16 protein-coding genes are annotated in these 15504 nt (G+C 52.7%); 11 read left to right on the top strand and 5 right to left on the bottom strand.

The genetic code is table 11. The annotated features are described in order from the left end of the window. The first annotated feature begins 205 nt into the window (after window positions 1-205). The 11 genes from Q4579_RS07515 (at window position 206) to Q4579_RS07465 (ending at window position 8669) form a co-directional block, all read left to right on the top strand. Complete coding sequence (locus Q4579_RS07515; RefSeq protein WP_303562937.1) at window positions 206-337, top strand: hypothetical protein; 132 nt, start codon at window positions 206-208, stop codon at window positions 335-337. A gap of 239 nt (window positions 338-576) precedes the next feature. Then, window positions 577-1089: a GNAT family N-acetyltransferase gene (locus tag Q4579_RS07510; protein ID WP_303562936.1), complete on the top strand. Its 513-nt coding sequence runs from the start codon at window positions 577-579 to the stop codon at window positions 1087-1089. Between the two features lie 95 nt (window positions 1090-1184). Further along, window positions 1185-1532, top strand: a complete 348-nt coding sequence (locus Q4579_RS07505; protein ID WP_303562935.1) for a GFA family protein — start codon at window positions 1185-1187, stop codon at window positions 1530-1532. A gap of 157 nt (window positions 1533-1689) precedes the next feature. After that, window positions 1690-2325 (top strand): leucine efflux protein LeuE, encoded by a 636-nt coding sequence (gene leuE, locus Q4579_RS07500; RefSeq protein ID WP_211650697.1) that lies wholly within the window; start codon window positions 1690-1692, stop codon window positions 2323-2325. A gap of 359 nt (window positions 2326-2684) precedes the next feature. After that, complete coding sequence (locus Q4579_RS07495; protein ID WP_303562932.1) at window positions 2685-3470, top strand: AraC family transcriptional regulator; 786 nt, start codon at window positions 2685-2687, stop codon at window positions 3468-3470. 98 nt (window positions 3471-3568) lie between these two features. Continuing rightward, window positions 3569-4192 carry a LysE family translocator gene (locus Q4579_RS07490; RefSeq protein ID WP_303562930.1) on the top strand — a complete coding sequence of 208 codons (624 nt, stop codon included), beginning with the start codon at window positions 3569-3571 and terminating at the stop codon, window positions 4190-4192. Between the two features lie 128 nt (window positions 4193-4320). Next, complete coding sequence (locus tag Q4579_RS07485; RefSeq protein ID WP_303562928.1) at window positions 4321-5088, top strand: DeoR/GlpR family DNA-binding transcription regulator; 768 nt, start codon at window positions 4321-4323, stop codon at window positions 5086-5088. A 1-nt stretch (window position 5089) separates the two neighbouring features. Next, a complete protein-coding gene (locus tag Q4579_RS07480) occupies window positions 5090-6130 on the top strand; it encodes an oxidoreductase (protein ID WP_303562927.1) in 1041 nt (346 codons plus the stop codon). After that, the gene (locus tag Q4579_RS07475; RefSeq protein WP_303562926.1) at window positions 6127-6591 is read left to right on the top strand and encodes a heme-degrading domain-containing protein; all 465 of its coding nucleotides are present in this window, start codon (window positions 6127-6129) and stop codon (window positions 6589-6591) included. Before Q4579_RS07480 ends, Q4579_RS07475 begins: the two co-directional genes overlap by 4 nt. Window positions 6592-6758: 167 nt before the next feature. After that, a complete protein-coding gene (locus tag Q4579_RS07470; protein WP_303562924.1) occupies window positions 6759-7130 on the top strand; it encodes a zf-TFIIB domain-containing protein in 372 nt (123 codons plus the stop codon). Between the two features lie 420 nt (window positions 7131-7550). Continuing rightward, window positions 7551-8669: a M23 family metallopeptidase gene (locus Q4579_RS07465; protein WP_303562922.1), complete on the top strand. Its 1119-nt coding sequence runs from the start codon at window positions 7551-7553 to the stop codon at window positions 8667-8669. A 122-nt stretch (window positions 8670-8791) separates the two neighbouring features. Here Q4579_RS07465 and Q4579_RS07460 read toward each other — a convergent pair whose 3' ends face one another. From Q4579_RS07460 to Q4579_RS07440, 5 genes are read right to left on the bottom strand one after another with little or no spacing between them, the layout of a single operon-like run. Then, window positions 8792-10918 (bottom strand): type I secretion system permease/ATPase, encoded by a 2127-nt coding sequence (locus tag Q4579_RS07460; protein WP_303562920.1) that lies wholly within the window; start codon window positions 10916-10918, stop codon window positions 8792-8794. After that, window positions 10915-12846 carry an EAL domain-containing protein gene (locus tag Q4579_RS07455; RefSeq protein ID WP_303562918.1) on the bottom strand — a complete coding sequence of 644 codons (1932 nt, stop codon included), beginning with the start codon at window positions 12844-12846 and terminating at the stop codon, window positions 10915-10917. Before Q4579_RS07455 ends, Q4579_RS07460 begins: the two co-directional genes overlap by 4 nt. Window positions 12847-12858: 12 nt before the next feature. Further along, the gene (locus Q4579_RS07450) at window positions 12859-13524 is read right to left on the bottom strand and encodes a transglutaminase-like cysteine peptidase (protein WP_303562917.1); all 666 of its coding nucleotides are present in this window, start codon (window positions 13522-13524) and stop codon (window positions 12859-12861) included. A gap of 45 nt (window positions 13525-13569) precedes the next feature. After that, on the bottom strand, window positions 13570-14169 hold the full coding sequence (locus Q4579_RS07445) for an OmpA family protein (RefSeq protein WP_303562916.1): 600 nt from the start codon (window positions 14167-14169) through the stop codon (window positions 13570-13572). A 23-nt stretch (window positions 14170-14192) separates the two neighbouring features. After that, window positions 14193-15500: a TolC family outer membrane protein gene (locus Q4579_RS07440; RefSeq protein WP_303562914.1), complete on the bottom strand. Its 1308-nt coding sequence runs from the start codon at window positions 15498-15500 to the stop codon at window positions 14193-14195. Window positions 15501-15504 lie beyond the last annotated feature (4 nt).

The raw sequence follows: 15504 nt of genomic DNA, 5'->3' as shown, positions 1-15504 counted from the left end.
TTAATCCCAAAGGGAGCAACAATATCACAAAAGATTTTATCAACTGATTGTTTCTAAACAACAATATCAATCCGCCACTCAATCATCGTTATCTGCTTCTCAGAGGAGCAATACTTAACTGATTGCACAGATCTGTCGCCTTTTAAGGTATCTCAAATTCAAATTCTGCCTGAACGAACAAGGCAGAATCGTCGGAGCACAGCGCATGTCAGAAACCAATGGCCCATATCCGGCCAATTCCAAGGAAAAGCGTCAGTTTGTGATTTACTCAAAAGGTGACATTCATGCGTATGTGGATACCCATCAGCCGGATCATGATATTAAAAGTGCACAGTAAAGTGTGATGGTTTTTCTGCTCGCTCTGATTGCAACAGACTATCAGGATCTTGCTGCCGTTTTGATCACATGTACGGCACTGATCCATGCACTTGCCGCTTCGAGCAAATGAATATTCGCCAGTAGATGAATCGATTTATGATGCTCTGTGTTTTCTGTGGTTGCGCACAAAAAGACTGGGCTTGCATCCACGAGTCTGGTTCTGCATGATTCGATTGGACGCAAAAAGGAAGCCGCGATATGTCAGTCATTGAAGTTGGGAACCTCTCCCACATTCCCGCAATCACAGCGATTTTTAACCATTATATTGAACACACCCAGGCCCGGTTCGAAACCGATCCAATGACGCTGGGTAATCGCAACCAGTGGTTTACACAGTTTCAGCCCGAAACCCCACACCAGCTATTTGTTGCCGTCGAGAATCATCAGGTGATGGGATTCGCCTGCAGTCAGCCTTACCGTCCCAGTTCTGCTTTTGCTGAAACCGTAGAAGTGACGATTTATCTTCATCCCGACGCAAAAGGGCATGGGCTGGGGAGCGCATTAATGGCAAGGTTACTGGATGCGTTAGCATCGCAGCCGGTGCATTGCGCTTTGTCTGGTATTGCCCTGCCAAATGACGCGTCGGTCGCATTGCATCAGAAATTCGGATTCACCGAAGTGGGCGTTTTCCCCGAATATGCCCGAAAACAGGGCGAGTACCTCAGCTCACTCTGGATGGCGAAGCGATTATCAGCGGATGAAGTGCTGTGAGGCTGCCTGCTTTCCCGTCATTCTGGTGTCAGAAAGCTATACTCGAATCTGTTGAGCCGTGATCTGATTTCAAAGCATGAAAAGGGGGAAGCGTCGTGAACTATCGCGGAAGCTGCCACTGCGGAAATGTGGCGTTTGAAGTAGAGGGAGAGTTGCAGGAAGTACTGGCCTGCAATTGTTCGATTTGCAAACGGAAAGGTTCCTTACTTTGGTTTGTGCCGCGTGACGCTTTGCATCTGCTGACCCCGGAAAACGCAGTGAGGACATACACCTTTCATCGGCATGTGATTCGACATCAGTTTTGTCCGACGTGCGGCATCCATCCGTATGGTGAAGGCACAGATCCGCAGGGCAGAGCAATGGCTGCGATTAATGTTCGCTGCCTTGATGATGTCGATCTCGAGCAGATTCCGGTGACGTATTTCGACGGCCGCGCTCTGTAATCTGGGCTGGATTCTCAGTGGAGGCCTCGGCCTTTTCGATCCGGCTGATCTAATTCCATCAACCACCAGAATACAGCATGATGGAAACATTGAATCCAGATGCAAACACGATATAGTGCAAGCAGTGTTGGAATCGGGTTGCTGAAGGCGGGTATCGATGTTTGCAGATTATGGTGTACTGAATTTTTGGGCTTATGTTGCCGGGGCAATGCTGATTGTTCTTCTGCCTGGCCCCAATTCCTTGTTTGTTCTCAAAACCGGCATGACTCAGGGGATCCGGCAAGGTTACATGGCTGCACTGGCCGTTTTTTTGGGCGATGCCATCTTGATGTTTTTCGCTTATGCCGGTGTTGCTACCCTGATCCAAACCACGCCGATTCTGTTTACTCTGGTGCGCTATCTGGGGGCAATTTACCTGCTGTTCATCGGAAGTAAGATTGTCTACAGCGCTTTCAAACCGGGTTCGGCAGAAACACTGCCAGAAACAGCGGGAAAGCGCGTTTTTCGCAAAGCCCTGATTCTGAGCCTGACGAATCCGAAAGCCATATTATTTTATGTGTCGTTCTTCGTGCAGTTTATTGATACGAGTTACCACAGTCCGGGCGTTTCATTTTTTATTCTGGCGGCTGTACTTGAACTTTTCAGCCTGATTTTCCTGAGCGCGCTGATTTTCGGCGGAGCTTATATCACCCGGTTAGTGAAAGCCAGCCAGCGTGTCCGCAAGCTCGGGAACACCCTGATGGGCACTCTGTTTATTGGCTTTGCCGCCCGTCTGGCATTATCCAACGCTTAATCTTTACTTCCGAGCCAGAACCTGTTTCTGGCTCAACCCCACAAACTCATGTTTTCCTTCCGCTTTGCATATGAAATGCATTGATCTCCAGAGTCAGTTTGCTAGCTTTCTGTGTTTTACTTGTGTGACTACAATTCTAAGTACTTGCTCAGAATAGGTTTATTGAATCCGGTCTTATCGATCCTGTGCGCTTTAATCTATGAAATCTTGAACATTTGTAGAGTGAATTCGGCAGTCTCATTCGTGATCACCCAATCAAATTGACAGTATATTCAGATGCGGCATACCATGATGAGCCACAGAAAATCAGTGGCGCGAAGGGGATGCGATTGAATACGGAAACCAGGGATTTTTCCAGAATGTGGCGGCCAGCACGGTATCCAGGCATTGAACTGCTGTCCGCTGCTTTCACGCAGTTTGAGTTTTCCCGGCACTGGCATGATGAGCTGGCCATTGGTGTGATTGAATCGGGTGCCGAAGGGCTGTTTTACCGGGGCAGTAATATTATTGTGCCTCAGCAGCAAATCGTCGCGATCAACCCTGCCGAAATTCATACCGGCTTTCCCGGCTGTGCGCAGGGCTGGCGTTATCGGATGTTTTACTTCTCGCCTGAATTCATCGCCCGGTGTTTTGCAGAGACACCAGCGCATGTGTCGCCAGTGATTGATCGCGCAGTCATTCATCATCCTGAACTGTTTCACCTGCTGTTTCAGTTACATGTATCGCTGGAATCTCCGAGCCTGGATCTGACCCGGGATTCCCTGCTGATCACCGCGTTGGAGATGCTGTTCACAAATTACGGCAATGCGCGTCATGTTGCTTCTCTCACGACGTCCGACAAAAAGTCTCCGGTGTTAGTGCGCGATTACTTACAGGATCACTGGCAGGATAACGTCGCACTCGATGAGCTGGCACACCTGTGCGGGCAAACCAAATTCAAAATCATCCGGGATTTTAAAACGCAGTATGGCATGACGCCGCATCAGTATTTGCTGATGCTGAAAGTGCAGCGCGCCAAAACATTGCTTCGTCAGGGTCAGAGTTGTGCAGACACTGCACTGGCTTGTGGTTTCTTTGATCAAAGCCACTTCACCCGCAACTTCAAGCGCGCATTTGGCGTTCCGCCCCGGCACTACGCCAACTGACTTCATTAGCGCTGATCCCCCCATCTGCAATTTCATACAAGAACCTGCACGTCATCCCCCATTAAGATGCTGGCATCATCTGACATGGAGAGATATGAATGAGCTTTTTGTTCCTGTGGTTAGGCGTGATGTTCCCGCTGGTATTCAGTCCCGGTCCCGCCAATATCGTGTTTGCCGCGTCTGGTGCCAGTGTGGGTGTCCGGCGGTCGTTACCCTTACTCTTTGGCATCGACAGTGTTTTTCTGGTGAAGTCCCTGATCATCGGTCTCGGTTTGGGTGCGTTTATCGAACAATATCCGATGGCTTTACAGGTGCTTCAATGTGTGGGGGCGCTGTATATCCTGTATCTGGCGATCGGCTTCCTGAAAACCAGTCTGTATGCGCAGGGTGAGGCCCAAAAGCCGCTGGGTTTTGTGGATGGGGTGCTGATTCAGTTGCTGAACAGTAAAGGGTGGTTGCTGGTGTTGCTGATGTTTTCGCTTTTTTCCGAGAAGGCGCATCAGGAGTTCGGTGAGCAGGCGATCTGGGTACTGGTTGCCTGGCTTGCCGTGCTGAATATTTCTATGCATCTGGTCTGGATCTGGGCGGGTGGCTTACTGGCAAAGATGTCGGGGAACCGAAAAAATCAGAAAGTGCAGGGGATCATTTATTTTCTGTCACTGGGGCTGGTTGCTGTCTGGTTACTGGTGGATAACGGTCTCTGGAGAACCCTGAGTTTCTAGTCAGAAAGACAGGCTGGTGATTGCCAGCGGGGTCGGATTGATTGCTGTCTGTCCTGTCAGGAATGCCGCTTGCATTCATGCATTTTTACGCCATAATCACTTAAAACCACTTAAGTGATTGTGAGTAAATGACCCAGGAAGAACGTTTGATTCACTTAGTCTCGCTGATTGAACAGCAGGGGAAAGTGATGTTGCATGATATCTGCGAGCAGTTCTCGGTGTCGCGGGATTCGGCCCGCCGGGATCTGGTCAAACTGACCCAGCAGCCCGGCATTCAGCGTATCCGTGGCGGTGCCATGCGTGCCACGCTCACCGCCAAACTGGAATCCTACGCAGAGAAACCGGTCAGCGAAGCGAAACAATCGCTGGCTGTGTCTGCAGCCGGACTCATTGAAGCCGATGATCACTTGCTGATGGATACCAGTACCACGCTGACGCTGATGGCGGCTCGGATCAACCAGCCTGCAACTGTGGTGACGAACTCAACGGATATTTTACAGCAGTTGTCGCTCAATCCGGATGTGCGGGTGCATGTGCTGGGCGGGCGATTTGATCCGTTCCATCGCGCGATTCTGGGGGCTCAGGCCGAAAAGCAACTGCTGGATTATCGCGTCAATAAAGCATTCATCGGCGTTTGTGCGCTGTCTGAAAACGGGCTTTCGACCAATAATGAGCAGGAAGCTTCTCTGAAACAAGCCATGATGGCGCAAGCGCAACAAATCATTCTGGTGTGTGAGCACTCTAAACTGGGGCAGGAAAACTTCCATCATATCTGTGGTCTGGATGCGATTGATGTACTGATCACGGACCAGCCCCTGACTTCTTCTTTTGCCGAGCTTTGCGATCACCATGAGATTCAGGTGATGCTGGCGCAACCCAACCAAGGACAGCGTTAATATGTCTTATACTCCTGTAAAAACTGCAATTGTCGGCTATGGATTCTCAGCCAAAACCTTCCATTTGCCATTTATTGCCGCGCTGCCTCAGCTCGAACTCACAGCAATCAGCAGCAGTCAGCAGGCCGCGGTAGAAGCCGACTGGCCCGGAGTTGTGTGTTACAGCAAGGCTGAGTCGATGCTGGTGGAAAGCGATGCTGAGCTGGTGATCATTACTGCGCCGAACGATGTGCATTATCATCTGGCGAAGCTGGCGCTGGAAAACGGTAAACATGTGATTGTTGAAAAGCCATTCGTCACACGCGTGGAAGACGGGGAAGCCCTGATTCGTCTGGCCGAAGACAAAGGTCGGGTGCTGAGTGTGTTCCACAACCGCCGCTGGGATGGCGATTTCCTGACTGTGAAAAAAATGATTGAAGCGGGCACGCTGGGCGAGCTGAAGTACTTCGAATCTCATTTTGACCGTTTCCGGCCGGAAGTGCGTCAGCGCTGGCGCGAGCAGGCGCAGGACGGCGGCGGCATTTTGTTCGATCTGGCACCGCACCTGCTCGATCAGGCCATTGCTTTATTCGGTGCGCCGACTGCGCTGACCGCACAGTGTGAGATGCTGCGTCCGGGGGCCAAGACCATTGATTACTTCAACCTGATCCTGCGGTATCCGACTCACTTTGTGCATCTGCATGCCAACCTGTACAGCCCGGAACCGAACCTGCGCTACAAAGTGCTGGGCGCTGCCGGGAAGTATGAAAAATATGGCCTTGATCCGCAGGAAGATTACCTGAAAGCCGGGGTTCTGCCGGAGCAGCCGGAATGGGCCGCAGAGGCTGCATCGCAGTATGGTCAGTGCCATCACGCGACCGGGTCTCAGGTTGTGCCAACCGAGCTGGGGGGTTATCAGCATTACTTTATCGGGGTGGCGGATGCCATTCGCGAAGGTAAGGCGAACCCGGTTCCGGCACAGGAGGCGTTGCTGAACATCCGGCTGATTGAACTGGCGATGGAAAGCAGCCGGCTGGGACAGACACTGCAGGTGAACCCATGAATCCCGACGCCTTGCTTGCACAGGAACAGACCCTGCAACTGAATCACTTTAACCATGAAACGGCCTGGGCCCTGGGCAGTCTTCTGAAAACGCTGGCAGAGTCCAGGCAGGCATCCGTTGCCATAGAGGTTTATGGTTTCGGGCAAGTGCTGTTCAGCTATGCGATGCCAGAGACCAACAGCGATCACCTGGACTGGATCCGGCGGAAGCGCAACAGTGTGCTGCGATACGGGAAAAGTTCGTATTATCTGGGCTGTTATAACGCGCAGAAGCAGCGGGTGTTTGAGTCTCAGCCTCACGTGAATGCCATGGACTATTGTGCGCACGGCGGCGCTTTTCCCATTCGGATCAAAGGCAGCGGGCTGGTTGGCGTCGTGACCGTGTCGGGATTACCGCAGGCAGACGATCATGCTTTAGTCACGGCAGCGCTGAAAGAGGTTCAGTTACAGCAAGACCCGTAAATCGCAGAAACCAAGCCGTCCGGGTGGACGGCTTTTTGTTTCGGCGCAAAGTGTAATCGTCGCGGGATCACAGAAATCTCTGTTATGCGTTAAATTGCCTATCTCGCAGCAGTTGTCTGAATGTATGATGCGTTTGAAATCAATGACAAACATCAAAGGAGTTTCAAATGCAGTGTCCGAAATGTCATTCGAATTTTGAACATGTGACCACCCCATTGGGTGATATTGAACGTTGTACGGCTTGCAAGGGACTGTGGCTGGATGCCTACGAAATTGAAAAAATGAAACCGCTGGCAGACACGGTCGATATCGGGGACGCCGGTATTGGTGAGTCGTTTAACCAGATTGATCAGATTGACTGCCCGGTGTGTCCGAATAACGCGCTGTTGCGACTGGTTGACCCCAAACAGCCCCACATCTGGTTTGAAAGCTGCCCAACCTGTAAAGGCCGCTTTTATGACGCCGGTGAATTTAAAGATCTGGCGAAAGTCGATTTGGGTGACTTCTTCAAGCGATTCTTAGTGGAAGAACGTCATTAACTGACCACGATCGTTTCTCATCAGCAAAGCACCACGCTTTGCTGATTTTTTATCAGGGGGAACTGACACCTAAGTGCCCGCCTGTGCTGCTGTGGCTGTTGACGGCGCTCGGAATGAAGCTGGCAGCGCCTTATCTGCCTGTCTGGCCGCTGGGTCTCCTTTTCTTCATTGCTTCTATGAAGCGCGGGCGATGATTCAGCGTTTCCGCGGCAGCTATCTGAATGATCAAAGACAGGTCCGGCGTTGGTTGTGATCGGTGTCGGTCAAATTTGAGGCCTGCCTTTTATGTTTTAATCTATCAATTACAAATGGATGCAGTCAGATTAAAGCCCACTCGCAAACTGGCAGATGAATCCGCGATATTTTTTCTTCCCTGCCAGACTTCTCATTGCATGTCATGCGATGAGGAGAAAAATCATCATGAAAAAAACAATGACGTTCGTGGCTTTATCTGTTGCAGCCAGTGCTCAGGTTCTGGCTCATGATCTGTATCCGGCCGTGGCGAGCTCGCCGATTCCGCAGCAAATTCAGCAACAAGGTCTTCATATCCAGCCTTTGCTCTCTGATGACAATTTTGTATTCAGGCCTTATCAACATCCATTTGATGACAAAGCATTTTTTGAGGTCTTTGCACCCAACTGGGCTTCATTGAGTGAAACCCTGCTGCACTGGAGTGGCGCAACGGGGGTGGACCCCAGAGTGGTGCTGGTCACGTTGCAGGTTGCGGAACACTGGCAGCCGGACTCAGAAGTGACGGCAGCGCAGGCAGTTCAGTTAAAAGCTGCCATCAAACGGATTTCAAATCATCTTTCACAGTATTTTTATCGTTATGAAGGCGAAAGGCTGACGGCGTCCAATGCGTCGACACTGGCGATTCTCAGTACGCTGAACGACAGCCAGCTTTCGTCCGTCTGGTTGCAGCAATACGAGGCCTGGTTCGGTGAGCCGGTGCCAACGGCGGAAAGCAGAATGGAAGCGCGATCTTTCAGCAGCGTCGCACCTCCTTATGGCTTTATGCAGATGCCCTGGCGTCAGGGGTATAACTGGGTGCCAAATGGCCCGCATGCACACAGCGGCTCAGGATTTCCACTGTCTTCGATTGATGTCTCGTATGACTGGCCAAGATGGGGCGGTGCAACTTACAGCGTGACGGCAGCGCACGATGGATATGTCACCGTGCTGTCTCGTTGTCAGGTTCGGGTCACCAATGCCAATGGCTGGGGCACGAACTACTATCACATGGACGGGATTCAGGTTTCGAACGGCCAGTGGGTCAACAAGAACACTAAGCTTGGGGTGTATGCCAGCCAGAAATCCGTCGCACTGTGTGAAGGCGGCTCATCCACAGGCCCGCACCTGCATTTCTCTTTGTTGTATCAGGGACGCTTCCAGTCGATGCAAGGCACCAGTTTTGGCCCTTATCAGGTACGAACCGGCCGTTACAGTTACGACGATAACTGTAACTACACCTGGCTGGTTGATCAGCGCAGTAATCAAAAAGTCTGCTTCTGGAACCGGATCGATAACCCGGCCATGTAAAGTCTGAACATTCCCTCCCCTTGGCAAGGGGAGGGACAGACCGAGTTTGTTGCGAGCACTGGTTTTTCCTTCACTTTGGTCAGGGGAGAAACAGACCGCGTTTGTTGGCAGTATGGCTGTTCTCACCCATTCCCCACTTTCCCGCCCTGAAGATTGCCTTCCCGGAGTTGCCGGAGGACCTGATCTTTCGGACCGTCGGCGACGAGCTGGCCCTGTTCCAGTACCAGAATCCGGTCGACGACATCCAGCATGCTCATGCGGTGAGTAAAGAGGATTAGCGTTTCGTCGTCTCCGAGCTGACGAAGCACGTTTTTCAGATCCAGTTCGGACTTGTTATCCATACTGCTGCTGGGTTCATCCATCACAAGCACTTGGGGATCGCTCAGCAGTGCACGGGCAATCGCGATGGCCTGCTTCTGACCGCCGGACAGGGACTGTCCGCCTTCGCCCACTTGACGATCTAATCCGGCTTCATCCTGACGAGTGAAGGCCGTGACGCCGGCGCGCTCTGCGGCACGGATGATCGCTTCATCTGAAGCCTGCGGCCGTCCGAGCGCAATATTGTCGCGGATCGAGCCATAAAACAGCATCAGATCCTGTGGCACGCTGCCGATATTCCGGCGGATATCTGTTGGGTGAAGCTGACCGATGTCCGTATCATCCAGACTGATGGCTCCTGCCGTGGGTTTGTACAGCCCCATGATCAGGCGTTCCAGCGTGGTTTTCCCCGAGCCGACTTTGCCGATGACGGCCACTTTCTCCCCCGGTTCAATGGTGAAACTCAGATCCTGAATCGCCATGCGCTGCTGGCCGGGATACTGAAAACCGACCTGACTGAACTGGATTCGCCCTTTAAGTGCCGCACGGTGGATAAAGCGTTTATTGGCTTCTTGCTCTACTGGCATGGCCATCAGCTGTTCAATGATGGCTTTGGCCGATTTTGCCTGATGATAGCGGGTGGAGAGCACCGCAAGCTGGACCATGGGGCCAATCGCCCGGCTGCTCAGCATCGAGACCGCAATCAGTCCCCCCATGGTCAGTTCTCCGGCGGCAATCAGGTAAACGCCGAAAACAATCATCGCAACGGTGACAAACTGCTGGCTGAATCCGGCGGTGTTCTGTACCGAATCGGTCAGACGACGGGATTTGATGCTCCAGTTCGCAATATGGGCAACGGCTTCTTCCCATTTGTACTGGAACTGGCTCTGCGCTTCGTAGCGTTTGATGGTGTCTAAGCCGGATAAGCTTTCGATCAGATTGGCGTGTTTTTGCGATGCCAACCGGGACCCTTCTTCAATGGTCCGGCGTAGTGGCCGCTGGACGATCAGGCTGTAGAGCATCAGAAACACCACGGCGATGACGGGCACAATCACCAGAGGACCGGCAATCAGCCAGATCACGACCAGAAAAAGAATCGCAAAGGGCAGGTCAATCAGGGAAGCAATGGTGGCCGAGGTAAAAAACTCCCGGATAGCCTCGAATTCCTGTAGATGACGGGCAAAAGCCCCGACGGACGGCGGCCGCGATTCCATCCGGATGCCCATGACTTTGGCGAAGATACGGGCAGAAATCAGGATGTCGGATTTTTTCCCGGCGACATCTATGAAGTAGCTGCGCAGCAGTTTCAGCAGGAAATCGAAGGCAAACACAATGGTGATCCCGCTGGCCAGCACCCAGAGAGAGTCAAATGCCTGATTGGGAACAATTTTGTCGTACACCAAGCGCGTGAACAGGGGCGTGGCAATGGCAAAAAGGTTGATCAGAACGGACGCGATCAGCACATCCCGGTATATATTCCTGGACTGCCAGAGCGTGCCCCAGAACCAGTGCCCTTCTCTGGATTTCAGTAATTCGGGGGAGCGTTCGTCGTAGCGAAAACGCTTTTTCAGCAGAAACAGGTGACCGCTGTAGGTCTGACTCAGTTCTGAAAAGGGCACCCAGCGCTCTTCCTGTTCCAGATGCGGGGCCAGAATGGCGGCCTGTTGTTTTTCGTGATCGATCCCGAGCAACACGCACGCCTGATTGCCTTTCAGCAGCAAGATGGCTGGCAGCAGCAATGCCGGTAACTGATGCAGCGGGAGTTTTTCTTCTCTGGCTTCCAGTCCTGCCTTTTCTGCGGCACGGGGCAGCAGGAAGGGCGTGAGCTGGCCGTCTGCCAGCGGCAAATCTGCAATCAGCGCATCCGGGGTGTTGGACACGCCATAATGACGGCTGACATAAATCAGCGCAGTCAGTAAAGGATCGCTCATGCGCTGCTTTCCCCCAGAAGTCCATCGACGCCATAGCCCTGAAATCCGGTCACGGATAATTGTGCCAGCGCCTTCATTCTGGCTTCGGTTTCGATATGGGTTGCGATGGTCAGGATGTGCTGGTTCGCGGCGGTTCGGGTAATCGCACGCAGAACATCGGAACTGACCGACTGATCCAAACGACTGGTATAGGCCGGATCGAGCTTGACGTAATAGGGTTGGAAGCGCTGCAAATAGCCCAGCGTACTGAAATGATGCCCATAGTGGTCGATGCCAAAACGGAAATTGTAGTGACGAATGATGTCGCATAACAGACTTGTCTGTTCGAAATGCTGGACAAAAGCGCTCTCCGGAATTTCGAACAGCAATCGGCCGGAAAATCTGCGATGTAATCCCATAAACCCGCCCAGCCAACGTGTAAAGCCAGCATGCGTGATACTGCTGATGCTGAGGTTGACGGTCAGCGGTGTAGTATCTTGCATCACGCCGAGGGTCTTGGCCATTTTATTTAACACATAGCGGTCCAGCGCTGCACCTGCGCTGAGGGTATCCAGCGCAGGCATAAATTGATTGGCCCTGAACGTTTCACCTGAGTGGCGGAAGCTCGCGTAGACTTCCCGGAACAGGGGGCGCTGCTCCGGTGAAATTGCAGTCTGCAGACTGAATGTAAACTGATCGGTCTCGATGGCTTTGGTCACCATCGCCAGCCATTGCTGACGGCCAAATGCAGGCAGAACGACTTCCTGACCCACGACCGCAATGGGCTGGTCCTTTTGAAGGCTGGCCCGGTTTAACGCATTGTCGGCAATCGAGAGGAGTGCCGACACAGATTCAATGCGATGACTCATGACCACGGCTGCAGCACAGCGGGGACTGGTTTGCCCGTTCTGAGCCGGGCTGAGCTTCTGGGTGATCGCCAGCATCCGTTCTGCTGTTTCCACCAGAGCTTTTCTGGACTGTGTCGGGCTGATGTACATCAACTCGGTGTGACTCAGCCGACCCAGCGTGGATTGGGGGGTCTGTATCTCCGCCAGTTGGCGCGCAAGACAGGCAATCATCGGATCACCGGCCCGATATCCCTGCTCCTGATAGACCGTTTCGATGTGATCTGCCCTGAGAATGATGATGCCGCCCTGATGTTGACCAGTCAGCAACGCATCCAATTGCGATCTCAGAAAACGCCGGTTTGCGAGCCCGGTGACTGAATCCTGATACGCTTGTACGCGCAGCCGATCTGCCTCTTCGGCCTGTTGCTGAAATTGCTGCTGCAGCCGACTGTTCATGTGGTTGAAGGCTTGTACCACGTCATGAAGCTCTCGTGTGGCAGGCAGGGGTAAAGGCGCACCAAAATCGTTGCGGGAAATCGCCTGGGCCTTGGTTTGCAGCCGATGAAGCGGTTGACGGATGATTCGGTTTAATCCGAAGAATAAAGCCGCTGCACCAATGCCAAGAATGGCCGTCAGCGTCAGAAAAAGCTGGTTCGCGTTCCGCCACAACTGGCGGTGCAGAACCGTGGTATTGCTGGTCATCGACAATTCTGCGGTCTGAAGCCAGCCACTGGTGAGCGTCATACTTCGGGTGACGGGCGAAACCGGCAGCCATTGCCGGAAAATGGCAGGCACATCGGAGGCTTCTTGCGGGTATTCCCGGTTAATCACTGCATTCGGGGTGAAAATTTTCAGGGAGATATGCTGATAAAAACTGCCATCAAACATGGCATTGATCACGGATTCCGCACCCACGACGTCCTGCTCCTCCAGATAAGGCGTCAAGGCCAGCCCGGCTGCATTCAGCGCATTGTCGAGGTCAATGGACTGCTGGTGGAGCAGATAGCTGCGTGAGCTGTGGATCTGGATATAGAACACACAGGCCAGCAGCAGGGTAAATACCAGCAAGAGCCAGATGAATGTTTGCCTGTACAGCGTCATGCGTCCTTTCCCCTAATTCTGATCCAGATGAATAATGGGCTTGTGCATCTGTTGTGAATCAAAGCGTTGTCTCAGATTCGTCCAGCGCTTGAGCCGGGAAGCTTTGCCTGCAAGCTGTCCCTGACCTTGTTGTTTCACCAGCCAGAGCTGGCTGGCGTTAAAACTGTAGACGGGTTTCAAGTCCTGCCGTTCTGTCGCTTGTTTGATCTCCGGGATCAGGTTATCCAGCAAGACGGGAACCGCATGAGGTTCGGAATAATAGGCCAGCACCATATGGAACTGGTTCAGGGTCAGTGCTTTGACATACACCAACCGTAGTTTCTCATCGGCGACGCCCAGTTCGCGAAGAGAAAAATATTTGGCGATGGTAAAATCCTCGCAGTCTCCGCCCGCAGCCCCGATGAACTCCAGAGGCGTTGCCCAGTAATCTGTTTCTCCCCAGAGCTGGATGTCATCAACAAAATGCAACTGATTAAAGAAACGGTTCACGGCTTCCAGCTTGGCGGTTTCCTGCTGTGCTGAAACATCGGTCAGGAGCTGACGCCAGGCGATCATCCGTTTTCCTGCACGCTCACCGTAATAATCGGCCACCCGCGTGACGGCCGCCAGTTCCTGCTCATTCAGTGCATTGAGAGGGGAAGCAAACAACAGACAGCCAATCAACAGCCATTGCTTCACGTGTCTTACCGCAGTATTGCCAGAGTAAGATGTCTGTTCATGGTGTTACTGACTCCTTGTGGTGAAAATGGTCCAGCGTTCAAGTACGCCCTGATCGGCTCCCGTCACTGTAGCAGTCACACGGCGACTGAGAATATTCGTTTGTTCACGTGTCTGGCCCTGAACTGGATCATGATCACCAAATCCGACGGTTCGCACCCGGGCCGGAGCAATTCCCTGGGCCAGCAGTAATTGCCGAACGTTGGCCGCCCGCCGCTGAGATAAATCCTGATTATGGGAAGCACCACCAACCGGGCTGGCGTAGCCTTTCAGCTCAATAGCGGTTTCCAGATAGTGTTTCAGAAAATTTGCCATTTTGATGATTTGGGATCGAAACGCGTCCGGTATCACATCGGAATCATTAGCGAACAGAATGTGCAGTTCGTTGGTCCGTTCGCTGGCAACGTACTCCGGACAGCCGTCGTTGTTGACGATCGCCGGGAGCGGGGTGTCCGCGCAGCGTTCACGCGCATTGATAACGCCATCGGAATCCTGATCCAGTAAATCACGGGACTGTTCCGCAACCGGTGGATCCCCCACTGTGGTTGCGCAGCCCAATGGCAGTAAAAACATCAGTAAGCAAAGTAGGTGCTGTGTGCGTGTCATAAAGCCTCCTGTCTCAACAGACTTCAGCGTACTGACGCTGTCCATTCATCCGGGACATCGACCCGCATTTCGTCCAGTAACTGTCCGGTGGCGTTCAGGACCCGGTAACGGGCCAGAATCCCATCGTAATCAGCCTGCAAATAGGCTTTTCGGGCTTCGAACAGTTCGTTTTCTGTGTTCAGTACATCCAGCAGGGTGCGCTGACCAATCTGAAACTGTTTCTCGTAAGCCGTCACAGTGCGTGCTGCCGCATCGACATGTTTCTGCAGATACTGAGTCTGGCGTTCTGACAGTTCCAGGGCACTCCAGGCAAGGCGGGTGCTTTGATCCAGCAGGCGATAGGCCCGGTCTCGGATGTCTTTGGATTGATTAACTTCATAGGCGGCCCGGCGGCTTTCAGCAAGATCCGTTCCCCCGTTGTACAGGTTGTAGCGCATGCGTAGTCCGGCTTTCAGTTCATCGGTATGACCGGGTGTCCCTTCCAGATCTTCCCCCCATTCCTGAGACGCTTCAATCGTGAATGTGGGCCAGAAATCGCCTTTGGCCTGTTTGTACTGATAATTGGCAGCGTCGATGTCATTGCTGGCCGTTTTTAACGTCGGATTATTTTCCTGAGCAATCTCCATCGCCCGGTTGAGCGACGGCGGGATGAAATTGATATCGACTTCCGGACGGACCAGACTCACGGGCTGTTCGCCAACTTCACGGTAAAACTCAGTGATTTTATCCTGCACATTGTTCTGTGACGCAATCAGGTTGGATTCCGCCCGGGCCAGACGCCCCTCGATCTGGGATAAATCCGCAGTCGAGCCAATGCCGGCATCGGTCCGTTTTTTAATGTCGGTATAAATGCGCTGGTGGATTTGATAATTCGACTGAGAGAGAGACTGAACTTCCTGCGCCTGCAACACGGCCAGATAAACTTCCGCAACCCGCAGTGCTTTGTCCTGAGCATCCGCCAGCAATTGGTAACGCTGAGCTTCCGCTTCAGATTTATTCCGCTGAATATCATGATAGGTAATGGAACCGTCCCAGATGAGCTGGCGCAGACTGAGGGTGGCATCAGAGGTATTGTAATCCCCGGTGTTGTTCGTGGTGTCATCATAGTCTTCGTAGCCCACGCCAGCCTCTAAATCCAGCGAGGGTAAATACTGGCCTCTGGAAGCCTTGATCGATTCATACCGACTCATAAAATCGTTATAGGCGCCCTTGATTTCCGGGTTGGAGGCTAACGTCTGGGCAACCGCCTGTTCCAGTGACTGTGCCGAGGCAAATCCTGTCAGCAGCGCGAGCGTGAGCGCTGAACATACCTTTGTAAACCGATAATGCATTTCG

It is taken from the genome of Photobacterium sp. 1_MG-2023 (assembly GCF_030547945.1).
Classification (GTDB): Bacteria; Pseudomonadota; Gammaproteobacteria; order Enterobacterales; family Vibrionaceae; genus Photobacterium.
This window is presented reverse-complemented; position numbering and strand designations above follow the sequence as displayed.

Bases quoted from the DNA above. Each gene is read 5' to 3' on its own strand.
- Q4579_RS07515 (WP_303562937.1), top strand. From the start codon at position 206: ATGTCAGAAACCAATGGCCCATATCCGGCCAATTCCAAGGAAAAGCGT.
- Q4579_RS07510 (WP_303562936.1), top strand. From the start codon at position 577: ATGTCAGTCATTGAAGTTGGGAACCTCTCCCACATTCCCGCAATCACA.
- leuE (WP_211650697.1), top strand. From the start codon at position 1,690: ATGTTTGCAGATTATGGTGTACTGAATTTTTGGGCTTATGTTGCCGGG.
- Q4579_RS07495 (WP_303562932.1), top strand. From the start codon at position 2,685: ATGTGGCGGCCAGCACGGTATCCAGGCATTGAACTGCTGTCCGCTGCT.
- Q4579_RS07490 (WP_303562930.1), top strand. From the start codon at position 3,569: ATGAGCTTTTTGTTCCTGTGGTTAGGCGTGATGTTCCCGCTGGTATTC.
- Q4579_RS07485 (WP_303562928.1), top strand. From the start codon at position 4,321: ATGACCCAGGAAGAACGTTTGATTCACTTAGTCTCGCTGATTGAACAG.
- Q4579_RS07480 (WP_303562927.1), top strand. From the start codon at position 5,090: ATGTCTTATACTCCTGTAAAAACTGCAATTGTCGGCTATGGATTCTCA.
- Q4579_RS07475 (WP_303562926.1), top strand. From the start codon at position 6,127: ATGAATCCCGACGCCTTGCTTGCACAGGAACAGACCCTGCAACTGAAT.
- Q4579_RS07470 (WP_303562924.1), top strand. From the start codon at position 6,759: ATGCAGTGTCCGAAATGTCATTCGAATTTTGAACATGTGACCACCCCA.
- Q4579_RS07465 (WP_303562922.1), top strand. From the start codon at position 7,551: ATGAAAAAAACAATGACGTTCGTGGCTTTATCTGTTGCAGCCAGTGCT.
- Q4579_RS07460 (WP_303562920.1), bottom strand. From the start codon at position 10,918: ATGAGCGATCCTTTACTGACTGCGCTGATTTATGTCAGCCGTCATTAT.
- Q4579_RS07455 (WP_303562918.1), bottom strand. From the start codon at position 12,846: ATGACGCTGTACAGGCAAACATTCATCTGGCTCTTGCTGGTATTTACC.
- Q4579_RS07445 (WP_303562916.1), bottom strand. From the start codon at position 14,169: ATGACACGCACACAGCACCTACTTTGCTTACTGATGTTTTTACTGCCA.
- Q4579_RS07440 (WP_303562914.1), bottom strand. From the start codon at position 15,500: ATGCATTATCGGTTTACAAAGGTATGTTCAGCGCTCACGCTCGCGCTG.